Genomic DNA, 26,545 nt, shown 5'->3' on the forward strand with positions numbered 1-26,545 from the left:
CAATGCATCATGGGCATCATATACGTTCAAATAATATTGACAATTACTGAGTGACTGATTAGTCCTACTCAACAAACACAAGCGACAAATATAACCGCTAATCCTAGCATGTTTTGCCTAAAAATGGCTGTGAAATGTGTTTGCAAACATTACGTACACCTTACTGATAGCGCATTACTATCGGTAGACGATAAACATATCAAATATCGGATAAATCGTTAATGAAATCTTATATGGAATTGGTTTAACAGGGTTTTCTCCAATACGTTTTTTATTTAGTTTGGAAAGGTTTGTTTGTCATTCGTATCATCGAATCTCTATCTCTGTTATTAATTGCTAAACTGACTGACGGATAAAACTATTTTTATGTCATCTAATGTGATGGAGAATACCAATGACTAATACCACATCTACGCCCGCAACCTTACTTGAACTTGCTGGTGGTGAGTTCGATACACTTGATTGGTCAAATTGCGCCCTCGTATTTATCGATTATCAAAACGAGTATGTCAATGGTGCCATGCCATTAGGTCAAGCAGGCGCTAAGGCCATCGACAACGCACGACTATTGCTGGATAAAGCCCGCAAGCAAGATGTCCCTATCTTTCACATCACCCATCACGGTGCAGAAAATGGCAATGTCTTTGATCCTTTATCATCTAACGTCGAGATCGTCGAAGAGCTACAGCCGCATGATGGTGAAACCGTGATTGTCAAAAACCATCCCAATGCGTTTTATGATACGCAGCTACAATCACTACTCTCGTCTGCAAACAAACAACAAATTATTTTTGCAGGTTTTATGAGCCACATGTGCGTAAGTTCCAGTGTGAGAGCTGCCTTTGATCTGGGTTTTGACAATTTTGTCTGTCACGACGCCTGTGCCACTCGCGATCTCCCAAGTGCTACTAGAAAAACCATCAGTGCTGAGGTCATGCATGACACCGCGATGGCAGCGCTACAAGACAGGTTTAGTGCGTTAGTAACGACTGATGAGTTGGTGAAAGGTTAGCGTGAATCCCTAACCACTGATCAAGTAAAACGGTTCCGACATTTTACCTAAACGGTGCAAACTGCGCACCATCATCGCAATATGCTACACTATCGTGATTGCTCTACAAGCCAAATAATCCAATAATCTAACAGGCACCAGCAATTGCATCATTTTCATAACTCTAATAAGGATAACTATATGAATATCAAATTATCTCAGCACCTGCCAAAGACGCATACGCAAAAAATCCTCAAAAAAGAAGCCAAAAGTAAAGACGACGCTTGTCTGGTGGTCTTGGTCGATGATAAGAAAAACATCCTTGCCAACTCCATGCTGACAGACTATACCGCTCGTATTGAGCAATTGATTGAAGTCTCTCATTTTAAGGGCACAGCCTGTGAGACCGTTGCTGATTATGCATTGGCAGGGGATAAAAAAACCACCAAACAAAACCCTGTACAGCTATTGTTGGTTGGTGTTGGTAACACGGACAAATTCAGCAATACCGTACTGCAAAAAATTGCCAAGACCATCTATAGCAGCACGCAAAAGCGTGTATCGTCTATTACCGTTGCCTTAGGTGATGCGCTAGAAGAAAGCCATTTTGGTCAATTTGCCCTAAACCTATTGGCAGCCAGCTATCGCTTTGACAAATATAAATCTGAGCAAGCAACGCCTGTATTGACTGATGTTTATCTGTTAGCTGATAACTCACTACAGCCTGCACTCGCATTTGCTGAGGCAGTATTCGCCGGTCAAAGCCTCACTCGTGACGTCGCCAATGAGCCAGGTAATATTTGTTTCCCTGCATATATGGCAGAGCAAGCACAAGAACTTGCAAAAACCTATCCTGACCTATTGACTGTCAAGGTACTCGGTGAAGACGAGATGTCAGCGCTGGGTATGAACTGTTTCTTATCAGTGGCTCAAGGTTCTACCAAAGAAGGTCAGCTTGTCATCATGGAGTACCGCGGTAAATCCTCATTTAGTGCAAACGCTGGCACCACCGAGCAAACGATTAGCAACGCAAAAGTGACTGGTCTAAAAAAAGCGCTCACTGATAAACTACCAACCAAAAAATCCGCTAAGAAAGCCGGCAAAGCTAGCGACAATAATGCACAAGCTACAAATGATGATGCGCCTATCGTCTTGGTCGGTAAAGGCGTGACCTTTGATTCAGGCGGTATCTCAATCAAGCCAGGCGCGGCAATGGATGAGATGAAGTTTGACATGGGTGGTTCAGCCTCAGTACTTGGTACTATCAAAGCTTTATGTGAAGCACGTCTACCAATCAACGTGGTCGGTGCGCTCGCCTGTGCTGAGAACATGCCATCAGGTGATGCCACGCGCCCAGGCGATATTGTCAAAGCCATGAATGGTAAATCTGTTGAAATTCTGAACACCGATGCCGAAGGTCGCTTGGTACTGGCTGATACTTTATGCTATGTACAGCGCTATAATCCAAAAGCCATCATCGATGTCGCCACATTGACGGGTGCTTGCGTGGTTGCATTGGGCCATGTGCGTTCGGCAGTCTTTAGTAATGATGAAGATGTGTTATTTGATCTCGAGAATGCGAGCAACTTATCAGGTGATCTTATCTGGCACATGCCACTTGATGATGAGTATCAAGCACTGATTGACTCGCCAATTGCTGATATCCAAAACATCGGTGGTAAAGGTGCGGGCGCAGTGACTGCCGCTTGCTTCTTGTCTCGCTTCATTGAAGAAGGTCAGGCATGGGCGCATTTAGACATTGCTGGTACCGCATGGAACTCAGGTAAAGACAAAGCTGCAACTGGTCGTCCAGTACCGCTATTTATGCAGTACCTGAAAAACAGCGCGGATATGGCTTAATCGATCAATGGCAGTGCATTAACGACCGTCTATTGATAAATGCTATTTTATCAAATACTTTATGAAAACCATTCTATGAAGATCAGTTTTTATGTATTAAGTGAGAGTAAAGCCCAAGATTTCTTGGGCTTTATTTGTCAGTTGACTCAAACAGCGCTGAACAAAAGCACGCAGTCTTTGTTGATTTTGATCGAAGATGAAACGTTGCTAGCAGAGCTAGATAGAGCACTTTGGGCACAAGATGCCACGAGCTTTATACCGCATCAATGCCTGTCGGATATTCATTCTAAAGCCGATGACTCTGACGCCGACAAATCTTTAGCGCCCGTATTGCTCGGCAGTTATATGCCAGCAGACTTTAATGGTATCGTGCTCAATACAACGACACGTCCGGTGACTGGCTTTATGGCTACGACCAATAATGCCAAGCCCTCTCGCGTCCTTGAGCTGATCCGACCTGATGCTACCAGTACCCAAGAAGGTCGCCACAAATATAAAGCCTATCAGCAATTAGGCTATGAGTTGACCCACTTTAGGGTATAGCGCTGCCGTTTATTTCTCTCTTTACCTTGTCACTACTTTTAACACGCCCTAGGCATTTTTGCTAATTTGCCTTCGTCTATACTTGCTCCACATTTGAGCACACTCGTTATATTTTACCTGTTACTTTTCACTTTATACGTCGCCTCCACTGCTATAGTCGAACCACTATTAAAGCGTTACAGCGTTAGACTCGTTTAGCCTACTACTGTAGTACTTGCACTCGTCTGCCTTGTACCACTTTTAATATTGATTGACTATATGAGCGGTATGCGAATATGTCAAAAAATGCTACCATCCCTCGATAAATTTTTGCTCAAACAATTCATTTACTTTTGACAGATGTCGAGGATGTACAAATGCGTTCATTGATTGCGGTGTATCAGCGTATCGGGCTGGTGCCGCTCATTATTATTGGTTTGGTGTTGGGGGTGCTGATCGGTTGGCTAGCACCAAGTATCGGTATCGCCATAGGGCTACTTGGTACATTGTTTGTTGGTGCACTAAAAGCCGTAGCGCCTATACTGGTGTTCATTTTGGTCATGGCGGCGATTAGCCAACATCGCAGTGGCAATGAAGTCTATGTCAAGCCTGTGCTCATCATGTATATGTTTGGCACTTTTTTGGCTGCCTTAACTGCCGTTGGTGCCAGCTTTTTGTTCCCCACTGATCTGGTATTGGTCAACGCCGATATCGCGCAAGTTCCCCCCGCCGACCTAAAAGAAGTATTGACCAACCTATTGATGAATTTGGTTGCCAATCCGGTCAATGCCATCGCTGAGGCCAATTATATCGGTATCTTGGCATGGGCCATCATCATTGGTTTTGCGCTACGCCAAGCCAGCGACACAGCCCGCAATGTCGTTGGTGACTTTGCTGATGCTATCTCACAAGTGGTCAAGTGGATTATTGCCCTAGCGCCTTTTGGTATTTTGGGTCTGGTTGCCAGTACGGTCGCTGAGACAGGCTTTGCCTCGCTAGCAGGCTATGCCCGTATTTTGATGGTACTGATCAGCTGTATGCTGTTTATCGCTTTGGTCGCAAACCCTATTATCGTGTTTGTTAAGACGGGCAAAAACCCTTATCCACTTGTGTTCAGATGTCTACGCGAATCAGGAATTACAGCCTTCTTTACGCGCAGTTCGGCTGCCAATATTCCTGTGAATATGAACCTAGCGCGTAAGCTTGGATTGCACGAAGATACTTACTCAGTGACCATCCCGCTAGGGGCAACTATCAACATGGCGGGTGCGGCGATTACCATCAACGTGTTAACCCTTGCTGCCGCTCACACCTTGGGCATTGAGGTGTCTTTTGCTTCAGCGCTTCTATTGAGTTTGGTGGCGACGATTAGTGCTTGCGGTGCTTCTGGTGTTGCTGGTGGTTCGTTGCTGCTCATTCCTTTGGCAGCGAGCTTATTTAGCATACCGAACGACATCGCCATGCAAGTGGTTGCCATTGGTTTTATCATCGGTGTGATTCAAGACTCGGCAGAGACGGCTCTGAACTCGTCAACTGATGTATTATTTACCGCAGCAGCTGATCCTACTTATTCACGTTAATTTTTAGCAAAGCATTTTCTGTCGATAAAAAAAGGCCTAATAAAGGCCTTTTTTTGTGCGGTATTTTTAGGTCTTAACTACTTTATACTGTCGATCTCAACCTCTATGATAGGCGTTTGGCGCTCAGACTGACGTTTGAATTGACGCAGCTGCTCAACCTCATCTAACAGCTCAAGTATCAAGCCAATGGCAGGCACGCTGGCATCAAAATCACGGCTGAGTCGTGAGGCACGGCGCACGGTGGTCAGCTGATAGCCAGTGAATTGCTCACGTTCTGGCACATCGTATTCAATAATACTTTCTTCAATCAATTCGATGACCCATTGGCGCTCTTGGCCACAAGCAGAGACAAGCTCATCTAAGCTCATAATGATATCGGTAAATTCAGGCGAGTGTTTCATAGCTATTATCCTCGTTTTCTCTTTATTTCATCCTTGGTGCATTCATCTTGATGACTCACTATTGACTATCATGATGAATGTCGACCATCAAGCGCATGGATTAACGGTTGATAGTGGTGTCGGCAAAGGCTTGCTTGAGCTGCTCATAAGCCTGTCTTGCCGCATCGCTACTGACATCAGGGTTAATGATATTTAAGGTCAAGTATAAATCGCCCGCTTGCTTGGCAGGGATACCTTTGCCCTTTAGACGCAGATTGCTACCTGATTTACTGTTTTTGGGTATGGTCACTCCAAGCGTACCTGCTGGCGTGCTGACATTAATTTTTTCACCCAATGCGGCTTCCCATGGTGCGATATTGACAGTCTGGTAAACGTCTGCACCTTCGATACGGATATTGTCATCATGGCGGATTTTTACTTTTAAGAACAAATCACCATTTTTGCCGTTGCTACTGCCAGCAGCACCTTGCCCGCTCAAGCGAATTTGCTTGCCATCAGTAATGCCTTTTGGAATTTTAATTTTGAGCGTTTTGTTGTCGTAGCTCACCTCGCCATTAGGCTGACGCACAGGAACGTTTAACTTGATGCTATAGTTGTCCCCTTGATAAACCGAAGACAGATCGACCGTAATCTCGGCATGCTGGTCCTGACCTTTACTATCTTGCGTCCCAAAACCGCCACCGAAAGGGTCAAACCCTTGGCTTTGAGAGCGACCACTGGATGAACCACGCGCCCCGCGACCAAACGCTGAAAAAATATCATCGAAACGAAAGCCGCCATCGCCAAATGCTTCGCCATCGCCGAACTGGCCTTTGATATCCTCCCAGCGAAAACCGCCTTGCGACGCTCCCGCCTGACCGCCAAAACCACCAAACCCGCCTGCACCACCTTGTCCAGCGAACGGGTTGTCCAACATCGCATCGTATTCGGCACGTTTGTCTTTATCTCTAATGGTTTCATAAGCGTTATTAATCTCAGCAATCTTACTATCCGCGTCTGGATCATCACTGACATCAGGATGGAATTGACGCACAAGCTTACGGTATTTTTTTTTGATCTCGGCGTCTGTGGCGTCTTTCTTGACCCCTAAAATGTCATAGTAATTTTTTTCTGCCATGTTATTTTCCTCAACATAAAAACATATCAGTCATACCGAAATGCCGACTGTAGAATGGATCATATCGATCAATATTAGTGTTCGGTATAGTCATTTTTTATAGTCCATACTTTATGATAGCAATAATCAAAATAAACACCGTTATAAAAATATTACCAGTAATCTTACCCATTCATTGCAGCATTTCTGTCATCACTGATGACCAATACTCACCACAAAAAAAAAGAGCAAACAGTGACTGTTTGCTCTTTTTTTAACGGCTCTAAGATACAGCGCTCAACATCGATCAATTAATGGTCAAAATAAATGATGTGAGGTATTGATAGCGTTTCTTATCGACAGAAAACTTTAGCCGTACGAGGGGTATAAATGCCAAAAGTGACCAAACCTAGTGCGATGTCTTTGGCTTCTTGTACTGTTTGAACTTTGGCAACATTTTGTGCGCCGCCGCATACTTCAGCAGCGTTTACAGTCTGTTCTTGCCCAATACCACCAATAAAGAAGGTCTGTGACTTAGTATATTCTGGAGTGGTATTTTGAGTTGGTTGAATAAGACCTGTTTGGGTTGCACAACCTGATACCAATAATACTGAACCCATCACTGCCATTGTTAGTAGTTTTTTCATATTCATTATTCCTTACTTGCAGTAAACACGGACTTGGCGTGGGGTATAGATACCTGAAGATATAAAACCTAGCGCAATATTGATAAAGTTGCTTTGCGTTTGGATACTAGCCACATTCTCTTTGCCTTGGCAAACTTCGGCCGCATCAATGTCTTGCTCTTGACCCAAACCGCTGACAAAGAAAGTCTGCATTTTATCAGCATCAGCCTTTGTAGCGGCTGTCGGTGCAGTCGATGAAGACACAAGATAGTTTTGCGTCGCACATCCTGGTGTCAAAACAGCGAGCAATGCCACAGCAACAATTTTTTTCATACGTGACTCCATTAGTTAATATTTGTTGGGTCGAAAACTCTAATCTTAAAGTCTCATTTATGCAACTGTTTTGTAAGAAAACTTATAGAAATATATCTCTATAGTAAATATTGCTCTAGATGACTTCCTAGAATGCTTTATATCACTGACTTTTATTGATGTAACGAAAATTGAAAAATATAAGATAAAGCTCTGCACACGACAAAAAAACAAAAAAGTCTGTTAAAGCAAAGGCATAATAGTAATTTTTAAGACGAATAGACCATGCCAAACTTTAACAGACTTAGTGAGACTTTAACCCAAAACCTGAGCATGAACAAGGCAAGAATCAATTGTTTGAGCCTAATGATAATAGCCCTGATTACTGCTCAAAGCAGTAATCTTAAAAAAACAGCAAGACACCTTCCTAAGGGTGGCAAGACCGACAGTCACTATCGCAGACTACAGCGATTTTTTGCCGAAGCGAGGATAGACTACGATCAACTGGCTTTAATGATATATCGACTATTTGGGCTAGGCGAAGTCACCTTAACCATTGACCGCACCAACTGGAAATGGGGTAAAAGTAACCTCAACATCTTTATGTTAGGGGTGGTATATAAAGGGATAGCCATCCCCTTATACTGGCAAATGCTAGATAAGCGAGGTAATACAAACCATCTTGAACGCTGTGAACTTATTGAGCGGTTTATCAAACAATTTGGCAAAGATAACCTTGAGATGATAGTAGCAGACAGAGAGTTTGTTGGCGAAAAATGGTTTAACTGGCTCACCAATAATCACATACCCTTTGCCATACGGATTAAGAAGAACAGTAAAGTTAAGAATCATCATGGCAAGTTGGTACAGATTAAAGAGTTATTGCGCCATGTTAGCCATCAAGAAACATATCGACATGGGCGAATACTGACTGTCGATGGTTGTTTGGTTCGAGTATTTGCCAAGCGTGATAAAGACTATGGTTTAGTGATTGTCGCAACCAATCAACTAGAAACAGTGGATGCGATGACAAGCTATGCTAAGCGTTGGGAGATTGAGACTTTATTTGCTTGTCTAAAGGGCCGTGGCTTTAATCTTGAAGATACCCACTTAACCCATCTTGATCGGGTCAGTAAATTAGTCGCAGTGAACGCCTTAGCATTTTGTTGGGCTTATCATGTCGGTATTTATAAAGACAAAGATAAGCCGTTAAAGCGCAAGTTAAAGTCAAACGCTCGACCTCAAGCCAGTTTGTTTGCGCTTGGCCTGGATGTGTTGATTGAGGGCCTTCACTTGGTGTTCTTTAACAATGATAAGACTGTATTTCGACAGTTAGTTAGCTTTTTAACCCCTAAACCTATGAAAATCGGGTGGGGATGATTTTTTTGTCGTGTGCAGAGAAGATAAAGACAAAAATAAAGCCGCCTAATGATTACTAAAAGTGATTAGATCGTCTTTTTTACTCAATGATTGTTGTTTATATTTACTGAAATATTCCAACCTCTGTTTTTTAACAGCCATGAACCACCATGTTTTTCTTAACGACTCGCCATACGATATGACCAGTTTTCTCAAACAGCCCAAAGCAATCAATAATTTTGGTTTTTTTACAGTTTAGTAATAAAATAGAAACTTTTTATTACAATAAAACAGACTGTTTTCGGTAGGCTTTTCGCGGTCAAAACTTACTATATCGATAGTATTCGTATTTATATAACACTTATTTACATTTTGTTATTTACTTTCTGGTTTCTTGTTGACTTCTTAATAAGAACCATTCTCTATAAGTCTATCTTCAGTACTCATCCCTCCATTATTTTTAGTCAAAAATGATATTTTTTCCTTAAAAAACAAGCGTTTGACCTCGTGAGTTTTTTACACGGCTGTAATAGTTTGACAATCTATATCTTGTAAAATCCCCTCCTTATTCATACTCATAGGGGTATGACAACATAGGCAAGCATCGCTGTCTATTTCATAAATTGCTTATAGGTCATGAATGTCACATTTAATTAAGTCTTTGGTTGTCACGTTATCACTATTACTGAGTACCACAGTTTTTGCGGCCAATACCAGTTATTACGGCAGTAAGTTTCATGGTAAACGCACTGCAAGTGGTAGTATCTTTAACATGAACTCACTAACCGCTGCCCATCGCACGTTACCGTTTGGCACAAAAGTTCAAGTGACCAACCAAAAAACAAAAAAAAGTGTCGTGGTCAAAATCACAGACCGAGGCCCCTATATTCGAGGCCGTATTCTTGATTTATCGAAAGCTGCTGCTAGTCAAATCGATTGCCAGCTTTGTACGACCACAATGAAAGTACTGTCCTACGGTGATGGTAAATACCGTAAAGAATAATGTTGCAAAAAACGATGTAAAAAAGGGAGGGCTGATGCCCTCCCTTTTTTATGTTTGATTACTTACGACGAAAATCTCTTAACAGCCAAATCTCATATAACTTGCTACTAAAATTCCGCTTCCATCTCTTCCAGCGTCGTCATCGATAGCAGCAATTTTTCTTCGTTATCGCTGTGCTGCTGCTGTAGCGCGGTTTGCTCATTCAATAAGACCAGTAAGTCCGCCTTACGGCTTTCTTCGTACAACTTGGTATCAGCTAGCTTTTCCTCAAGCGTTGCAAGCTGCCCTTCAATCTTGGCAAGTGCTTTTTCTGTCTCTTCTATCTCGCGGCGGATAGGTGCAGTACGTTTACGCTGTTCAGCGGCTAATTTGCGTTGTTCTTCTTTACTAAGCGCTGGGGTCGCAGTGTTACTTTTTGATGTATTATCAGGTGCTGTATTGCTCACTTGATTAGTCACTTGGCTATTGCCTGTTTCACGTGAAACGAATTTTTTACTCTCTTTCTTGCTTTTCTTCTTACTGCTACTTTTGTCTTGTAAATTTTCTTGCTTACGCTTTTCTGCCAGCCATTTGCCGTAGTCACTGATGTCACCGTCAAACTCATCGATTTGACCATCATGTACCAGATACAGTTCATCACAGACATTGGCAATTAGCTCACGATCATGCGACACCAATACCACCGCGCCCTGAAACCCTTGCAAGGCGATCGTCAATGCTTGGCGCATTTGTAAGTCCAAATGGTTGGTTGGCTCATCGAGGACAAGGACGTTGGGACGTTGCCAGACGATCAACGCTAAGGTCAAGCGTGCACGCTCACCACCAGAAAACAGCTCACTTGGCGTATCGATACGATCACCACGAAAATCAAAGCTGCCCAAAAATGAGCGTAACACGGCATCAGAGGTCTTGCCTGCTAGGCGGCGCAGCATTTCTATCGGCGTGGCTTTGGCATCCAAGATATCCATTTGATGCTGATTAAAGTAGCCAAGCTTAAGGGTGTCTGACACGCGGTAAGTACCTGACAAAATTTTCAGCTCACCGACCAATGCCTTAATAAGTGTGGATTTACCTGCGCCATTCATGCCCAATAGGCCAATACGCGTATCCGGCGTCACTTGCACATTGGCATCACGCAGTAGCGGCGTCTCGCTGTAGCCAATATCTGCATGGGTCAGCTCAATCAGCGGTGAGCTCATGTTTGCCGGTTCATAAAAGCGAAAAGAGAATGGGTTATCAGCCATCATTGGTGAGAGCTCCGACATGCGCTCTAGCTGTTTGATACGGCTTTGGGCTTGCTTGGCTTTACTGGCTTTGGCACGGAAACGACGAATGAAATCATCCAGATGTGCCTTGGTCGCTTCTTGCTTCTCAAACGCTTGCTGCTGCTGCGCCATGCGCTCGTGACGGGTGCGAATGAACTGTTGATAATTACCCGTATAAAGGGTTATTTTTTGTTGTTCGACGTGCAAGATATGACCGACGGTAGCATCCAAAAACGCTTGGTCATGCGAGATGACGATGACCAGTCCAGTATAAGCATTGATCCAAGTCTCAAGCCAGAGAATGGCGTCTAAGTCTAAATGGTTAGTCGGCTCATCGAGTAGCATCAGATCAGCGCGGCTCATCAAAGTTTTGGCGAGGTTTAAGCGCATGCGCCAGCCACCTGAAAACCCTGAGACAGGCAGCTCGTGCTGGCTGGTGTTAAACCCAAGGCCTGCCATGATTTGTGCCGCTTTGGTTGGCGTACGGTAGCCATCGATTTCATCGAACTGCTGATGCAAGACGCCAATTTGCTCATCACTGACGCTACTTAAGTCATTGAGCGCTGCATTGATCTCATACCACTGCTCATCACCGCTCAACACGTAATCAATTGCCGTCTGATCACTGGCTCCGACTTCCTGCGCCATATGCGCGACATGCCAGCTATCAGGAATACTGACCTCACCTTTATCGAGCGTGACCTCGGTATCGCCCTTGCCCATTTGCGTCAACAATAAGGCAAATAAAGTCGATTTGCCGGTGCCGTTGTTGCCTGTTAAGCCAACTTTGTGACCTGGATGTAGCTGAAAGCTTGCACCTGCAAACAATTCACGACCATCACGGCGAACACCAACGTCTTTAAATTCGATCATATAATTTCTTCATCTCAGCAATAATATAAATATAGGGCAATAAGAAACACACATAGGGTATGCCAACTGGCGGCTATTATTTCAAACGCTTGCCGCATAGGCAAACTATTAAATAACTATTTCAAAACGAAGTGTTTTAAAATTAAGTATTTATGCCAATGACCCTAGATTATATAATCCTTGTCAGCCTATCGATACGAATGACTATAATAAGGCCTTTGGCAGCCATATACTCTCGCACACATAATGAGTATAACCTTGATAGCTATAAAAGTTTTGATTCATCAGTTTTGGTAAGGACGATGACTCTTGACAAGCGAATCGCTACCCCCATTATGATATACTGCTAAAGATAAGTGCTTATCATCAATAAAGTGCTTTGGTGGCACAAACACCGTATTGATATTGCACAAACAGCTTATAATGCACCAATAGCTTTGCCATAACGACAGCACCCAATTAAATCAAACGCCGTGCGTATCTTTATTTGCAATCATTTTGTTGCAAACCCAAACAGGACGACGACCGCATTTGATCCTAGCAACTGAGGTAGATATGAACGAATCAGCCAACCAATTTAATCCAAGCTCAAATCAGCCAGTAGATCCTACGGTATTAAGCCTAACCGACAGTGCGGCACAAAAAGTACGCCGTCTGCGCGAAGAAGAAGGTGATAGTGAACTTATGCTACGCGTCTATGTGACGGGCGGCGGCTGTTCAGGTTTTTCTTATGGCTTTAACTTTGCCAACGACTTAAATGAAGACGATGCCAATTTTGATAATGGTGATGTGACCTTGGTTGTTGACTCGCTAAGCTATCAATATTTGCAAGGCTCTACCGTTGACTACACTGAAGGGTTAGAAGGCGCACGTTTTGTCGTGACCAACCCCAATGCCACCACCACTTGCGGCTGTGGCTCGTCATTTTCTATTTAAACTGACGACAACGCCATGACTGTATGGATGATGCCATGGTGCGTTGGCACTGTGTTTGATTGCTTATAGCATGACTGTCAAAGCATCTATCTCTTGGGTAGATGCTTTTTTGCCAATATTGATGAATCCGCAAAGTATCCGTGCTGACCAATTTCATCAAAAATACTGAGAAAAATCTAGCCCAAACGTCCTGCTCAAAGCTTATCGTATTTGTAATTGTTCGTGGTTTTCAATACGGCTTTGAGCTAAACTGACGGAATTATTGACCGAACATTTACCTCTTTTATGGACAAACGCCCATCGTGCTTTGATCCGCCATAATGAATAACAATAGATGACTATTATGAGTAATTTTGCGAGTAGCTTTGTTAATTTTGACATTCCCAATTGGTTTGACAGCCAGCATTTAACGGGTATGCTCCGCGGTATCGAAAAAGAAGGGCTGCGCGTGAGGCCTGATGGTTTTTTGGCACAGACGCCGCATCCAGCCAAACTCGGATCAAAATTGACCCATCCTTTTATTACTACCGATTATTCAGAAAGCCTACTTGAGCTTATCACCGAACCAAAAGCTTCGCCAAAAGAGACACTCAATATGCTGCGTCAATTGCATGTCTTGGTGTATCAAGGCATGCCGGAAGGCGAGCTGATGTGGCCACTATCTATGCCTTGTATGTTGTCTTCTAAAGATGAAGATATTCCACTGGCTGATTATGGTAGCTCTAATACAGGTAAGCTAAAAACCCTTTATCGCAGTGGTCTTGGTATCCGTTATGGTCGCCGTATGCAGACCATCGCAGGGTTACATTACAATCTATCTTTTGGTGACACGCTCTTTGAAACGTGGCAAGCGCAAACCCCAACGGCACAAGAGCAGACGCTAACAGAATTCAAAAACGAAAAATACCTAGGGCTTATTCGCAACTTTAAGCGACTGACCAGCATTGTGTTGTATTTATTGGGTGCAAGTCCAAGCGTATGTCCTTGTTTTGTTGCTGGGCGTGAGCATGATCTAGAGCGTCTAAATGACTCAACCTACTATAAACCGACTGCCACCAGCCTGCGTATGGGCAAACTTGGCTATACCAATAGCGTGCAAGAGCAGCTAGATATTCGTTATAACTATTTGCCAGAGTATGTCGCTGGACTACGCCGCGCGATCCAAACACCGCATGAGAGCTTTGCCAAGCTTGGTCTGGAAGATGAAGATGGCAACCCAATTCAGATCAATAATCATATCCTTCAGATAGAAAATGAATACTATAGCCCTATCCGTCCTAAGCAAATTGCGATGAGTGGTGAGACACCAACCGAAGCGCTTGAGCGTCGCGGTATTGCTTATGTTGAGTTTCGTGCTATTGATCTCGATCCTTATAGCGATGTTGGTATTCGTCTCTCTAGTGCTTGCTTTTTAGAAGTGATGGCGCTCTACTGTCTATTCAGCGATTCACCTGATTTGCTGCCTGAAGAAGAAGAAGCACTCGCTATTAATCTAGAGCGTGTGGTCAACGAAGGTCGCCGTGAAGGTTTACACATCATCAATAACGGTCAAGAGCAATCGCTTGAGGGCTGGATGCTGATGCATCTGGAGCGTATGCAGCCACTTGCTGCATTGCTGGACGCTCATTATGGTGGCAATGACTACCGTGCTGCAGTGGCATTGATGCAAGGCAAAGCCGGACATTCTGAGTCGACGATCTCCGCCCAAGTAAACTCTGATAGCAAACGCTTAGGTAGTCTATGGCAGCTTGGTTTTACATTAGCGCAGCAGCATCGCGAGTCATTATTGCAGCAGACTCTCAGTCCAAACACCCAAGCGAAATACGAAGTATTGGCAGAAAAGTCTATCTTGCAGCAGGCTGAGATTGAGAAGTCTGAGACAGAAGACTTTATGGACTTTTTACAGCAGTATCGCTAAACCTGATTGCCTCCTAACCTCTGTATAGATGAAACCATAAGAGTAACGCACCATGCGACAGCTGACCACTTACCGTAACTTACAAATATTTTTAGTATTGATGGCCATAATAGGCATGAGCTTTGCGCTGTTTTATTTACAGCGCCATCTAGGGCTTTCGCCTTGCCCGCTCTGTATTTTTCAGCGTATTGGTCTAATAGTCATGGGCGGTTTTGCGCTGATATCAGCATTGTTTAATCCAAAATCCAAAGTGGTGAAGTTGCTATTATGGCTTGGTAGTTTGGCAGGTATTGGCTGGTCTACTGCTGTGGCTATACGCCATGTTTGGCTACAGCACCTACCTGCCGATCAAGTACCGTCATGCGGCCCAGGCTTGGACTATTGGCTAGATACCTTGCCTATGTTGCAAGTGCTCAAAGAAGTATTTGCAGGTTCTGGTGAGTGTGCTTCTATCGATTGGACGTTTGTCGGACTTAGTATCCCTGAGCTGTCGTTGATCCTATTTAGCGTACTTCTTGTGGCGCATGGGGTGATACTGTGGCGTATCGTGCGACCTATCACCAACCAGTCTATCGCTCGATAGTTCATTAAAATCACTTTATATTTTACCGTTATCACTTCTTTCTAAACAGACATTCATACTCTGCTATGCAATGTCTGCTTTATTATCTGCGACTGTTAAACCTCTTTTATTACCTATGTTAGACAAACTGATAGAGCCTACTTTGCTATACCAAGCATATTGAACACAACAAAAAGTCCACAGATATATCTGTAACCCTTTGATACCTTTAGACAGCCTGTTTTTTCAGTGGGTAGTTTTAGTGAGAAGTTATGAGAGCGCCGTCGCTTTTGAGCGATAAATTGTCTACATTTCAAAGATCAGCTACGCTCTCAAATTCCAATATCTATATTATCGCAACGTTTATACGACCCCTTGTCTCTCTTTTTTGGCAACAAGATTATCTTGATAACGGTTGCCAGTGGCATAGGTGATTTTTAAAAACGCTATTCAAAAACTGTTTTTGGTATGACCATGATATATCTTGCACCTATTTGCTCTACCACATCTACTGTCATTAGACGCTGGGGACCGTCCTTATTAGCGGTACCACTCTGTGTGCTATTGATAGGTTGTGATAGTGCCTCCTCGAATTCTGATCAAGACATGAGGACTAAAGCTTCATTTGTCGACGCATCAGCAGAGTCTGCTCCGCAGAGCACATCAGAAGAGATAGAAAGCAACAGTATGTCTGAGTCAAATCCTGATGACAGTTTGAATGAATCTACAGAAGGGCAATCACTTATTGCTGCTGCTCAGTCCAGTAATGAGGGGCATATGCACCCTTCTACTATACACTCAGAATCGAACAGTAGTGCGCTACAAGCCACGCTAATGGGTGATTATGGTGGTATGGTACCTTGTGAAGACTGCGATAGTATCGATGTCACTTTGAACCTATTTTCTGATGGCTCTGTACTAAAATCCAGCACCCATCACGATGCTGAACAACAGCGCGCACCGTTACTTAAGTCTGGCGTCTATCGTCAAGATAAAGACAAAATTACCATTGTATATGAAGACAAACATATTGAGTCTTATTATATTCAAGACAATCATCTGATTTTGATAGATGAGCAAAAAAACCTAAATAATGACTATACGTTGTCACGTAAATAGACAGCAAGTGCTTGGTATGCTGCCAAATAAGACAGCATTTATCAGCTAGATAACGCCTACTTGTTAGGCGTTTTTTGTTGGTCATCGACCAGCGTTTACTTTACAATGATCGCTTGTCTGCCAGACTACTGCCATGGCAATGACTGATTAAAACGTTAGTCACGATTGATAACAGCTCAGCACTCAAAACTTTATTTTTACTCTCTCTATTTCTCTTATTCAAGCTCTTACGGAACGTCTATGCATATTCATATTCTTGGTATTTGTGGTACTTTTATGGGCTCGCTGGCATTATTAGCGCGTGAACTTGGGCATACCGTTACTGGCTCAGATACCAACGTATATCCTCCTATGTCTACCCAACTTGAAAATGCGGGCGTCACTATTGAAGAAGGCTATCTCGTAAAGCATTTGCAACCAGCGCCAGACTTGGTCGTTGTTGGTAATGCGATGAAGCGTGGCATGGATGTGATTGAATATATGCTAGATACGGGTCTGCGCTACACGTCAGGTCCGCAGTTTTTGTCAGAGCAAGTGCTGCAATCGCGCCACGTGATAGCGGTTGCTGGTACTCATGGTAAGACCACAACGACAACCATGCTTGCTTGGATATTGCATTACGCTGGTATCGATACAGGGTTTTTAATTGGCGGTGTGCCACTGGTCAATACCACTGATGAGCACTTACAGCAGGTATTTGCACACAGCAGCTATCTAGGGGCAGAAAAAACTGACGATGATACGACAGTCCCTTCTGGTTATTTTGTCATTGAAGCTGATGAGTACGATTCTGCGTTTTTTGATAAACGTTCAAAATTCGTTCATTATCGTCCGCGCACCGCTATCTTGAACAACCTAGAATTTGATCACGCCGATATTTTTGCTGACTTGAATGCGATCCAAACGCAGTTTCATCATATGGTACGTATGATTCCAAGTACCGGAAAAATTATCATGCCTGCAGCAACTATTAGCTTAGAAGATACGTTAGCAAAAGGCGTTTGGACCCCTATCTGGCGTACTGCTGTCATCGATACGACCGCATCTAATACCAGTAAAAACGACCGTACGCTTAAAAACAATAGCGACTGGCAAGCGGAACTCATTCGCGAAGATGGCAGTCAATTTCAAGTCAGTTTTGCTGCTGATAAAGAAGTAGCTGTCATCGACTGGGGCATGAGTGGTATTCATAACGTCAATAATGCCTTGGTTGCCGTCGCGGCCGCTTATGATGTCGGTGTCAGCATCTCTACCGCTTGCGCCGCATTATCGGCTTTTGCTGGTATCAAACGGCGGATGGAGTTGATCGGTGATGTAAACGATGTCTTAGTCTTTGATGACTTTGCCCATCACCCTACTGCGATTACCACAACATTAGACGGTGCCAAAAAGAAACTGGCTGGCAGACGTATTTGGGCGATTATTGAGCCGCGCAGTAATACCATGAAAATGGGTATTCACCAAGACAGCTTGGCTGAGTCAGCTGCCCTCGCTGACTATACATTGTGGTATGAGCCAGCGGGACTGGAATGGGGTTTGAGAGAAGTCATCGAACAAGCCACGGCTACAAGTGACTCCATCATTAACCAGCACGTAATGTCTAGTGTCGATACTATTATTGAACATATCAGTAGTCATGCTCAAGCAGGTGATGCAATAGTCGTGATGTCCAACGGTGGTTTTGAGGGGATTCATCAGCGTCTATTAGCGGCATTGCGTGATAAATAAACGATTGATTTAACCCTAAACCCTAAACCCTAAACCCTAAACCCTAAACCCTAAAATTAGTATCTAAAAAATTAGTATTAAACAAAAGCGTGGCTGTCTCATAGACGGGCTACGCTTTTTTTATTTAATTCCCTATCCTTATCAAATTCTTCTGTCGTGGCTAAATGATTGATACGCCATTCTGTTAGCACCATGGCTACCTTTGTAACCTTCCGTTTACCTATTGCACCTACGTAATAGCAAATCTGACTTTTTCCTCACATAGGCCCTACACAGGTAACATTTTTTGCTTACTCTTGCGTTTGAGGAATCTTTACAATGGAGTTATTAAATTAGCAACATATTATAAATATTCATAATTTAGGAGAATAACATGAGCTTTATTTGGATGATTATCGTCGGTTTGGTTGCAGGTTTATTGGCACGTGCTATTAAGCCAGGTAGTGACCCTATGGGCTGGATCATGACGATCGTATTGGGTATCGTCGGTGCCATGTTAGGTGGCTTCTTAGCGAGCTTAATTGGTATCAACGCAGATGGCGGTTTTACTGGTCTTATCTTCTCAGTTATCGGTGCGATCATTTTGCTATTTTTGTATGAAATGATTGTAAACAAACGCCGTGCATAATTACCGACTAGATAGAATATCTACAAAAAAGCCTTGCGTTAATGAACTGACCCCCGAAACTTGGACGGTTTAGTTTATACCAAGGACTGAGTTCTGTACTGCACAGGGCTCAGTCCTTTTAGTTTGAGTTGAATACGCTCATTATTGTAATAATGCATATACTCATGAATCTGTTGTTCTAACTGCTCAATCGATTTTGGTTTCTCAATATAAATCGTCTCGCACTTCAGCGTACCAAAGAACCCCTCCATCAGCGCATTATCCAAGCAGTTGCCTTTTCTGCTCATGCTTTGCTTAATACCGTGCTGTTTAAGCGCCTTACTGAACGGTCTCATCTGATAATGCCAGCCTTGATCTGAATGCAGCATTAAACGGTTGTTCTGGTGCGTATCTATCTTATCTAACGCCTTATCTAGCATCTTGCTAACCAAATCATAGGTAGGTCTCTTTGAGAGCGTATAGCTGATGATCTCATTGTTATAACAATCGAGTATCGGTGATAAATATAGCTTATGATCACCTACCTTAAACTCAGTAATATCAGTGAGCCAGCGTGTGTTTGGTCTATCTGCATGAAACTGACGCTTTAAATAATTCTTTGCAATTTTGCCTTGTACACCTTTATAAGAGCGATATCTTTGTCGTCGAATCCGTGCACTTAAGTTTAAATGACGCATAAGCTTAGCGATGAGCTTGTGATTGTAATGGCTACCTAACTGCTTTAGCGCTGCCGTTATTCTACGATAGCCGTACCTGCCTTTATGCTGGTGATACAGCTTAGTAATACGCTGTTTTAAGTCAGCATGTTTATCTTTATCACCAAGCTTTTCTCTATGATAGTAAAAGACGCTTTTAGGCATACCAGCGGCTTTAAGTAAGTCAGATAAACAGCAGCGCTCTCTTAGTCCTTCGATGAGCCTTGCTTTTTGCCTGCTTTTTCCTCCGCTTTGAGCAAGGCATCGAGCTTTTTTAGGTAGGCAACCTCTGCACGTAAGTACTCATTCTCACGCTTCAATTCTGCTAAGCTTTTTTCATCCTCTGGTTTGTCTGTAATGAAGGGTTTGCTCATGACGGTTCTACCTTTAGGTTTGGAGATGAGTCCAGATATGCCTTCTAGTCGATACGCTTTATGCCAGTGACTAATAAGCGCCGGTGAGCTGATGTTATACCTTAAAGCAACTTCCAATTGACTTAAGCCTTGGCTAAGCATCGTTGTAATGACTTTGTGTTTAAACTCGTGACTATAGTAAGCTTTGCTGGTCTTTGGTTTGATAGCTTCAATACCACCGCTTTGATATTGCTTAACCCATTTGATAACTATCTTATTATCTAGGTTAAATTCCTCAGCTGTAGCACGACCAGTATGTCCTTGCATATAGTATGCGATGACTTCAAGCTTAAAGTCTAGATCGTAGCGCATAAAAATACCCCATAAGTTGTGTCCAACTTATGGGGGGCAGTTCATAAGTGAGGCTTTTTTGTGTCCAGATACCTATCAAAGTCTTTAATTTGTGAATGCATGAGACCTGATATAGACGGGAAAGTATTGATAAGCATTACTTTTGTCCCCATTTATCTTATAATATCAACCCTATTTTGTCCTTATCATTGAGGTGAGCGTTATGGCACTACTCCCTATCTTAAGTTACCCAGATCCTCGCTTGCGCACGATTGCCAAGCCAGTCAAGGAAGTGACTGCTGAAATCAAAACCTTAATCTCAGACATGATTGAGACAATGTATGATGCTCAAGGCATTGGCCTTGCTGCAAGCCAAGTCGATCGTCATATTCAGCTCATCGTGATGGATTTGTCCGAAGACAAAAATGCGCCAAGAGTGTTTATTAATCCAAAGGTCACGCCATTGGTAGAAGAAAAACAACCGTACGAAGAAGGCTGTCTTTCGGTCCCAGATGTCTACGACAAAGTCGAGCGCCCTAAGAAAGTACGTATCGAAGCATTAGACGAAAACGGCGACGTCATTGATGAGGTGGTAGAAGGCTTGCTTGCCGTCTGTATCCAACACGAAATGGATCATCTCAACGGCGTGATATTCGTCGATTATCTGTCTCGTTTGAAACAGACACGTGCCCGTGATAAAGTTCGTAAAGTCCTCAAGATACGCGAAAAGCAAGGCGCCCAGTCCGCTGAGCAGCAGTCACAACCCATCAGTTCTTAATCTCTTTCTCCTTTACATAATGATGCCTATAGTGGATGTTACTCTCTGATATCCACTAGATGGTGCCAATTTTTTAGCAGATACTGTTCTCACCAAAGGTTTACTACTATGACCATGATCAAAATTGACCAATATTTTGACCCTGCCAGCTGGCAGAAATTTACCAAAGCTGCTGAGGGTCGTGAGACCCCGTTTTTAGTGGTCGACCTAAGTCGTATCGAGACCAAATATCATGAGATGGTCAGCCTGTTCCCGAATGCCAAACTGCATTATGCGATGAAAGCCAGTCCTGCGGTTGAAGTCATCAATCTGCTGGCAAAGCTTGGCTCCAACTTTGACTGTGCCTCTATCTATGAGCTGGATCGTGTGCTTGATTGCGGTGTTGAGCCATCACGCATCTCTTATGGCAACACCATCAAAAAAGCCGACCATGTTAAGTATGCTTTTGAAAAAGGTATCGATCTGTACGCGACTGATTCAGAAGCCGATCTTAAAAATATCGCCAAACACGCACCTGGTTCTAAAGTATTTGTGCGCATATTGGTACAAGGATCAGAGACAGCAGAATGGCCATTATCTCGTAAGTTTGGCTGTCACCCTAATATGGCCATTGATTTACTCATTCAGGCGCGCGAGCTTGGCTTGGTACCTTATGGTATCTCGTTCCATGTGGGTAGCCAGCAAAAAGACGTTGCGGCATGGGATGATGCATTAGCCAAAGTTAAATATATGTTTGACTGGATGAAGAACGAAGAAGGCATCAAGCTACAAATGATCAATCTAGGTGGCGGCTTCCCAACCAACTACATCAGCGAAGTCAATCCTATTAAGGTCTATGCAGAAGAGATTACCAGCTATTTGACTGATGATTATAATGATGATGAGATGCCTGAGATTATTTTAGAACCAGGTCGTTCCCTCGTTGGTGGTTCAGGTGTCTTGGTTAGTGATGTGGTACTGATCTCTCGTAAGTCAGACACAGATTTGGCGCGCTGGGTCTATACGGATGTTGGTTTATTCCAAGGCTTAATCGAGACGCTCGGCGAAGCCATCAAATATCCTGTTTATACTCCCAAGATGGAAACGTCTACCAGTGAAGGGACGGTCGTACTGGCAGGACCAACCTGTGACTCAACCGATATCATGTACGAAGAAGCAGGTTATCAGCTGCCAGAAGAGCTTGAGATTGGTGACAAAATCTATTGGCTAACCACAGGTGCTTATACCAACTCGTATTCATCAGTTGAGTTCAATGGCTTCCCGCCGCTTGAAGTGGTTTATATTGACTAGGGTTTGAACCTATCATTTATAGAGAAGCGCGGTGCTATTAATAACACCGCGCTTTTTTGTATTTAGCCATTTGCACAATGAGCTATTGAACCAGCAGAGCTATCGGTACACTATTAATGCTATTGGTCGTTCGACTGCCGCTGCTGGTTGAGCGTTGTGAAATCTCACCGATCGTCACCCATTGTCCGCGCGGCACAATGATTGTATTGTTCAGACTTTGACTTTGAATGCTATTACTGCTCGTGCCGTACCTATTGTAGGATGATTTGGATCGCGCCAGTCGCTCTTCAACTTGTGACAACCTCACTTCGACTTGACCATTCGGTAGTAGACGCGGTGTGACAGCAATGCCTTGCGTCGTTGGCAGTAGTACCTGCTGCTGAATAATAATCTGCGCGCTTGGCTGACGGTCAATGGGATAGTGATAATTTGGTTGAATAGTGGCACGATAGTTCTGCGTCAATGAATAGAGCGTGCCTGTACTGATACTAGCGGCACTACCAGAAAGCGTCTGTACTTGATATAAACTGCTGCTTTGCTTCTGGCCGTTACTTTGATTCCAAACACCCGATCCCTGAATACTGCGCTTGGTAATAATAACCTGACCCTGACGAATATTATCCTGAACGCTGCTGCTATTGCCAACACGCACAGCGACTGTGAGCGCTTGTGGCTGACGGTCAATCTGCGTGAGTAGCTGCTGTATCATTTGATAATTGCGGGGTGTTGTTATTAGTACTAGCTTACCTTGGTAGATGCTGACAGTGCCGCCATCAGCGCTATTATTGAGTTGTTGCCTTACCACTGGCAGTAGCGACACACCGCCATAAGTGTCAATCACATAGGTTTGGACGTTACTGGCTTGTACGGTGATTGGTAGGACAGCCAAACTTAGGGCAAACGCGGGCAAGCTTATATTTTTGGTAATATTCACCTTAAGAATGGTACTAGCCAATTCGTGCTTTATACGATTCACCTGCATCTCCTCACCTTTTTTAAGTCATCGTCAATGCGCTCTAATCATTCAACCCCAGCACATCTTGCATATCATATTGCCCAACGGCTTGCTCGGTCACCCAAGTTGCGGCACGTACAGCACCTGCGGCAAAAGTCATGCGCTCTCGTGCGCGGTGAGTGATCTCAACCACCTCACCATCAGCGATAAACATCACGGTATGGTCGCCTACGATCTCTCCACCGCGTACGGCATGAATACCAATTGTGCCCGACTCACGCTCACCCGTTTGTCCTTCGCGTCCGTAGATAGCGACGTCTTTTAGATTCTGTCCGCGCGCCTCTGCGACGGCTTCTGCCATCATATATGCCGTGCCAGATGGTGCATCGATTTTGTGTTTGTGATGCGCTTCGATGATCTCTACGTCAGCCTCATTGCCAAATGCTGTGGCTGCCATACCAAGTAGTTTCAATGACAGGTTAACGCCGGTTGAATAGTTACCTGCGTAGACGATAGCGATTTTTCCACTGGCTTTTGCCAATACCTGCTCTTGCGCCTCATTAAATCCTGTGGTGCCAATGACCATCGCGACATTATGCTCGGCACAAACTTGCATGTTTTTTTCAGTCGCATCAGGCAAGCTAAAGTCAATCAGCACATCGATGTCATTAATTACAGCCTCTAGCTCGTCAACGATTTGCACCTCTAAACGTCCGATAGCTGCCACCTCGCCTGCATCCGCGCCGACGAGACTCGATCCTTGGCGCTCAATCGCTGCATTCAGGATGGTCTTAGGATTATTTTGTACCGCTTCGATAAGCATACGACCCATACGACCACCTGCACCGATGACACCAACTTTAATGGTTTGTTCTGTTGTTTCTTGACTCATATCGCTACCTTACATACTTTATATTTGGTGGGTTATTTTTGGATATCATTTATCGTCAGTTTAACAAATATCGTTAACTGAGTGGTTTTTTATCAGCACAAGAAAAAGCCCAAAGGTTTCATGTGAAACCTTTGGGCTTACTCTCAGTATGGCTATCTAGCAACAGTCTGTCTGAGTTAAATAATCAGTCAAACAAATCGCCAATCTTTTTAAAGAATGATTTTTTATGTGGCGACTGCTGATGCTTACTGTCATCATCTAACGTATCTTGGAACTGACGCAATAGATCTTTTTGCTCACGAGTCAGATTGACAGGGGTTTCGATGACCACACGGCAGATCAAGTCGCCTTTCATCGTGGTGCGTACTGGCGTCACGCCTTTGCCGCGTACACGTAGCAGTTTGCCACTCTGCGTCCCTTCTGCCACTTTGATTTTTACTTTACCATCCAAGGTTGGGATTTCAACTTCTTTACCAAGTGCGGCATCCGTGATACTGACTGGTACATCCATATAGAGGTCCGCGCCTTGACGAGTAAAGACGTTGTGCGGTTTGACACGTACTTCGACATACAAGTCGCCGTTCTGTACGCCTGCGGCGCCAGCTTCGCCTTCACCTGCCAGACGGACGCGATCACCATCATCGACGCCCGCTGGGATAGATACTTCTAGCGTGCGTGATTTGTCTTTGACGCCATTACCATGACAGTCAGGGCAAGGGTTTTTGATTTGCTTACCAGAGCCGCCACACTGTGGGCAAGTCTGCTGCACGGCAAAGAAACCTTGCTGCATGCGCACTTGACCCTGACCATGACACATCTGACAGGTCACGACATCAGAGGCATCTTTGGCACCTTTACCATCACAGGTATCACATGGCGCTGGCGCGGTGAAGCTGATTTCTTTTTTGCAGCCGCGTACTGCTTCTTCTAATGTCAGCTCGATCACATAGCGCAAGTCAGAGCCGCGACGCGTGCGTCCACCACCACCGCCACGTGATTGACCGAAGATATCGCCAAAGTTACCAAAAATATCGCCAAAGATGTCTTGGAAGTTGCCGCCGCCTGCACCGCCACCCATGCCATTTTCAAAGGCAGCATGACCCATGCGGTCATACGCTGAGCGCTTTTCTTCATCGCTCAGTACTTCATAAGCCATTGAGGCTTCTTTGAATTTGTCTTCAGAATCAGGGTCATCAGAGTTGCGATCTGGATGATATTTCATGGCAAGCTTGCGGTAGGCTCGCTTAATCTCCTTGCTGTCAGCGGTCTTGCTGACACCTAATACTTCATAAAAATCGCGTTTACTCATGGTTTCTCCTATCGTCTTCGTAGCACCACCAGCTCGTCAGTTCGTTAGCTTTGATCAGCTTTTACCATTAACGGCCTTCATCTCATACACAATCACACAGCAACGTTTCATGTGAAACATGGCAAACCACAATGTCACAGGATGATAATATGTGCATGTAACGAAAAATACGGTGGGGGCTACTTAGCCAAATCAATTATAAAAAGTTTGCGCTATTTATGGAGATGGTCTGCTGATTTATCAAGCGCTTAAGTCATGAAATTCATAGTTGAGGTCTTGAGTCGGCGGTATACACGATTTATTAAGATTATTACAAAGCTTTTCATACCTGAATAATGACGAGTCGTGCTAGTATTTATCGCCATATCTACGGTCATTTATACCCATGACGTTTGCGACAAGGTTCCCCATCTTATGAAAAAGCTGATTGTTTTATTGATTGTCATTGCCGTAGCCGTCTATGCAGGCTCCCCTTATTACAGTGCGTATCAGCTCAAAAATGCTTATGAGGTCAAAGACGGTGCCGCTATCGCAGCGACCATTGATTACGAGCAAGTGCGTCCAAGCATTCAACATCAGCTGACTGATCAATTTGCCACGACCATGACAAAGTATCCATTAATCGCTGAGCTCGGCGGAGACGCATTAACCCAAGCAGCCAACGGCTTTATCACAAAGGCCGTCGATGGTGCCATCACCCCGCAAAATATCGAAAAAGTCATTAACACTCAGGGTCAAGCCAATACAGCAACCAAAGAGCTGGCGGCGGCATGGGCCATCGCAAGCGATCAGGTCGATCTCAGAAACCTCATTCAAAGCTTGATCATCCAGCGCGGCGACGTCGATGCGGTGGTCAAGAGCCAAATCCAGCAAGTCATGAAAAAACAAGCCGCGGAGCTTGAGCAACAAGCCGCACAAGGCAACGATAGTGACAAGCCAACATTGAGCTACTGCGGTATCAATTGCTTTGCTATCAGCGGTCAAGTCAAAGGCTATCCGCTCACGATAGAGATGCAGCGCCAAGGCTTGATTCAGTGGAAGATCGTCGATATTGTTTTGCCATAGACGAATTGAGACCGCTTTTGATATTCAACATTTTGATAAGTCAAACGATAAAAACCGCTTTATGAATCAGCTCATAAA

The 26,545-nt window shown here is 44.0% G+C and carries 25 protein-coding genes; 15 read left to right on the forward strand and 10 right to left on the reverse strand.

Annotation, left to right across the window (positions count from 1 at the left end):
• The first annotated feature begins 394 nt into the window (after positions 1-394).
• The 4 genes from AOT82_RS08315 (at position 395) to sstT (ending at position 4,953) form a co-directional block, all read left to right on the forward strand.
• The gene (locus tag AOT82_RS08315; RefSeq protein ID WP_071002619.1) at positions 395-1,012 is read left to right on the forward strand and encodes a cysteine hydrolase family protein; all 618 of its coding nucleotides are present in this window, start codon (positions 395-397) and stop codon (positions 1,010-1,012) included.
• A 180-nt stretch (positions 1,013-1,192) separates the two neighbouring features.
• On the forward strand, positions 1,193-2,851 hold the full coding sequence (locus tag AOT82_RS08320; RefSeq protein ID WP_071002620.1) for a leucyl aminopeptidase: 1,659 nt from the start codon (positions 1,193-1,195) through the stop codon (positions 2,849-2,851).
• Positions 2,852-2,926: 75 nt separating this feature from the next.
• A complete protein-coding gene (locus tag AOT82_RS08325; RefSeq protein WP_071002621.1) occupies positions 2,927-3,394 on the forward strand; it encodes a DNA polymerase III subunit chi in 468 nt (155 codons plus the stop codon).
• A 356-nt stretch (positions 3,395-3,750) separates the two neighbouring features.
• Complete coding sequence (gene sstT / locus AOT82_RS08330; RefSeq protein ID WP_071002622.1) at positions 3,751-4,953, forward strand: serine/threonine transporter SstT; 1,203 nt, start codon at positions 3,751-3,753, stop codon at positions 4,951-4,953.
• A gap of 77 nt (positions 4,954-5,030) precedes the next feature.
• Here the strand turns inward: sstT and AOT82_RS08335 are convergent, their stop codons facing one another.
• The 4 genes from AOT82_RS08335 to AOT82_RS08350 form a co-directional block, all read right to left on the reverse strand.
• On the reverse strand, positions 5,031-5,354 hold the full coding sequence (locus AOT82_RS08335; RefSeq protein WP_071002623.1) for a chaperone modulator CbpM: 324 nt from the start codon (positions 5,352-5,354) through the stop codon (positions 5,031-5,033).
• 100 nt (positions 5,355-5,454) lie between these two features.
• The gene (locus tag AOT82_RS08340) at positions 5,455-6,471 is read right to left on the reverse strand and encodes a DnaJ C-terminal domain-containing protein (protein ID WP_071002624.1); all 1,017 of its coding nucleotides are present in this window, start codon (positions 6,469-6,471) and stop codon (positions 5,455-5,457) included.
• Between the two features lie 332 nt (positions 6,472-6,803).
• The gene (locus AOT82_RS08345) at positions 6,804-7,097 is read right to left on the reverse strand and encodes a Bor family protein (RefSeq protein WP_071002625.1); all 294 of its coding nucleotides are present in this window, start codon (positions 7,095-7,097) and stop codon (positions 6,804-6,806) included.
• Between the two features lie 12 nt (positions 7,098-7,109).
• Positions 7,110-7,409, reverse strand: a complete 300-nt coding sequence (locus tag AOT82_RS08350; protein ID WP_071002626.1) for a Bor family protein — start codon at positions 7,407-7,409, stop codon at positions 7,110-7,112.
• 264 nt (positions 7,410-7,673) lie between these two features.
• Here AOT82_RS08350 and AOT82_RS08355 point away from each other — a divergent pair, with 264 nt between their 5' ends.
• Together AOT82_RS08355 and AOT82_RS08360 are read left to right on the forward strand one after the other, a co-directional pair.
• A complete protein-coding gene (locus AOT82_RS08355; protein ID WP_071001282.1) occupies positions 7,674-8,768 on the forward strand; it encodes an IS4 family transposase in 1,095 nt (364 codons plus the stop codon).
• A gap of 619 nt (positions 8,769-9,387) precedes the next feature.
• Entirely contained in the window at positions 9,388-9,750 is a 363-nt protein-coding gene (locus tag AOT82_RS08360) for a septal ring lytic transglycosylase RlpA family protein (RefSeq protein ID WP_071002627.1), read from the forward strand.
• 107 nt (positions 9,751-9,857) lie between these two features.
• On the opposite strand, the gene AOT82_RS08365 is transcribed toward AOT82_RS08360, so the two are convergent.
• Complete coding sequence (locus AOT82_RS08365; protein WP_071002628.1) at positions 9,858-11,888, reverse strand: ATP-binding cassette domain-containing protein; 2,031 nt, start codon at positions 11,886-11,888, stop codon at positions 9,858-9,860.
• A gap of 555 nt (positions 11,889-12,443) precedes the next feature.
• Between AOT82_RS08365 and erpA the strand changes: the two genes are divergently transcribed.
• The 6 genes from erpA to AOT82_RS08395 all read left to right on the forward strand — a co-directional run bounded on the left by erpA (position 12,444) and on the right by AOT82_RS08395 (position 18,779).
• Positions 12,444-12,824 carry an iron-sulfur cluster insertion protein ErpA gene (erpA, locus tag AOT82_RS08370; protein ID WP_058024722.1) on the forward strand — a complete coding sequence of 127 codons (381 nt, stop codon included), beginning with the start codon at positions 12,444-12,446 and terminating at the stop codon, positions 12,822-12,824.
• Between the two features lie 343 nt (positions 12,825-13,167).
• A complete protein-coding gene (gshA, locus tag AOT82_RS08375; protein ID WP_083328986.1) occupies positions 13,168-14,742 on the forward strand; it encodes a glutamate--cysteine ligase in 1,575 nt (524 codons plus the stop codon).
• 52 nt (positions 14,743-14,794) lie between these two features.
• The gene (locus AOT82_RS08380) at positions 14,795-15,325 is read left to right on the forward strand and encodes a disulfide bond formation protein B (protein WP_071002630.1); all 531 of its coding nucleotides are present in this window, start codon (positions 14,795-14,797) and stop codon (positions 15,323-15,325) included.
• Between the two features lie 585 nt (positions 15,326-15,910).
• Positions 15,911-16,423 carry a copper resistance protein NlpE N-terminal domain-containing protein gene (locus tag AOT82_RS08385; protein ID WP_227517130.1) on the forward strand — a complete coding sequence of 171 codons (513 nt, stop codon included), beginning with the start codon at positions 15,911-15,913 and terminating at the stop codon, positions 16,421-16,423.
• A 240-nt stretch (positions 16,424-16,663) separates the two neighbouring features.
• Positions 16,664-18,151 (forward strand): UDP-N-acetylmuramate:L-alanyl-gamma-D-glutamyl-meso-diaminopimelate ligase, encoded by a 1,488-nt coding sequence (mpl, locus tag AOT82_RS08390; RefSeq protein ID WP_071002632.1) that lies wholly within the window; start codon positions 16,664-16,666, stop codon positions 18,149-18,151.
• A 373-nt stretch (positions 18,152-18,524) separates the two neighbouring features.
• The gene (locus tag AOT82_RS08395) at positions 18,525-18,779 is read left to right on the forward strand and encodes a GlsB/YeaQ/YmgE family stress response membrane protein (RefSeq protein ID WP_058024727.1); all 255 of its coding nucleotides are present in this window, start codon (positions 18,525-18,527) and stop codon (positions 18,777-18,779) included.
• A gap of 74 nt (positions 18,780-18,853) precedes the next feature.
• Here AOT82_RS08395 and AOT82_RS08400 read toward each other — a convergent pair whose 3' ends face one another.
• Positions 18,854-19,693 carry an IS3 family transposase gene (locus AOT82_RS08400; RefSeq protein ID WP_227517198.1) on the reverse strand — a complete coding sequence of 280 codons (840 nt, stop codon included), beginning with the start codon at positions 19,691-19,693 and terminating at the stop codon, positions 18,854-18,856.
• Positions 19,681-20,199: a helix-turn-helix domain-containing protein gene (locus tag AOT82_RS08405; protein WP_071001283.1), complete on the reverse strand. Its 519-nt coding sequence runs from the start codon at positions 20,197-20,199 to the stop codon at positions 19,681-19,683. Before AOT82_RS08405 ends, AOT82_RS08400 begins: the two co-directional genes overlap by 13 nt.
• Positions 20,200-20,401: 202 nt before the next feature.
• On the opposite strand from AOT82_RS08405, the gene def reads away from it, so the two are divergent.
• Positions 20,402-20,956, forward strand: a complete 555-nt coding sequence (gene def / locus AOT82_RS08410; RefSeq protein ID WP_071002633.1) for a peptide deformylase — start codon at positions 20,402-20,404, stop codon at positions 20,954-20,956.
• A gap of 114 nt (positions 20,957-21,070) precedes the next feature.
• Positions 21,071-22,246: a type III PLP-dependent enzyme gene (locus AOT82_RS08415; protein ID WP_058024748.1), complete on the forward strand. Its 1,176-nt coding sequence runs from the start codon at positions 21,071-21,073 to the stop codon at positions 22,244-22,246.
• An 82-nt stretch (positions 22,247-22,328) separates the two neighbouring features.
• Here the strand turns inward: AOT82_RS08415 and AOT82_RS08420 are convergent, their stop codons facing one another.
• From AOT82_RS08420 to dnaJ, 3 genes are all read right to left on the reverse strand, one after another.
• Positions 22,329-23,222 carry a type II and III secretion system protein gene (locus tag AOT82_RS08420; RefSeq protein ID WP_227517131.1) on the reverse strand — a complete coding sequence of 298 codons (894 nt, stop codon included), beginning with the start codon at positions 23,220-23,222 and terminating at the stop codon, positions 22,329-22,331.
• A gap of 40 nt (positions 23,223-23,262) precedes the next feature.
• Complete coding sequence (gene dapB / locus AOT82_RS08425; protein WP_071002635.1) at positions 23,263-24,093, reverse strand: 4-hydroxy-tetrahydrodipicolinate reductase; 831 nt, start codon at positions 24,091-24,093, stop codon at positions 23,263-23,265.
• 184 nt (positions 24,094-24,277) lie between these two features.
• A complete protein-coding gene (gene dnaJ, locus AOT82_RS08430) occupies positions 24,278-25,402 on the reverse strand; it encodes a molecular chaperone DnaJ (RefSeq protein ID WP_071002636.1) in 1,125 nt (374 codons plus the stop codon).
• Between the two features lie 414 nt (positions 25,403-25,816).
• On the opposite strand from dnaJ, the gene AOT82_RS08435 reads away from it, so the two are divergent.
• On the forward strand, positions 25,817-26,467 hold the full coding sequence (locus tag AOT82_RS08435) for a DUF2939 domain-containing protein (RefSeq protein WP_071002637.1): 651 nt from the start codon (positions 25,817-25,819) through the stop codon (positions 26,465-26,467).
• Positions 26,468-26,545: the final 78 nt, after the last annotated feature.

The organism is Psychrobacter sp. AntiMn-1, from assembly GCF_001854065.1.
Lineage (GTDB): Bacteria > Pseudomonadota > Gammaproteobacteria > Pseudomonadales > Moraxellaceae > Psychrobacter > Psychrobacter pacificensis.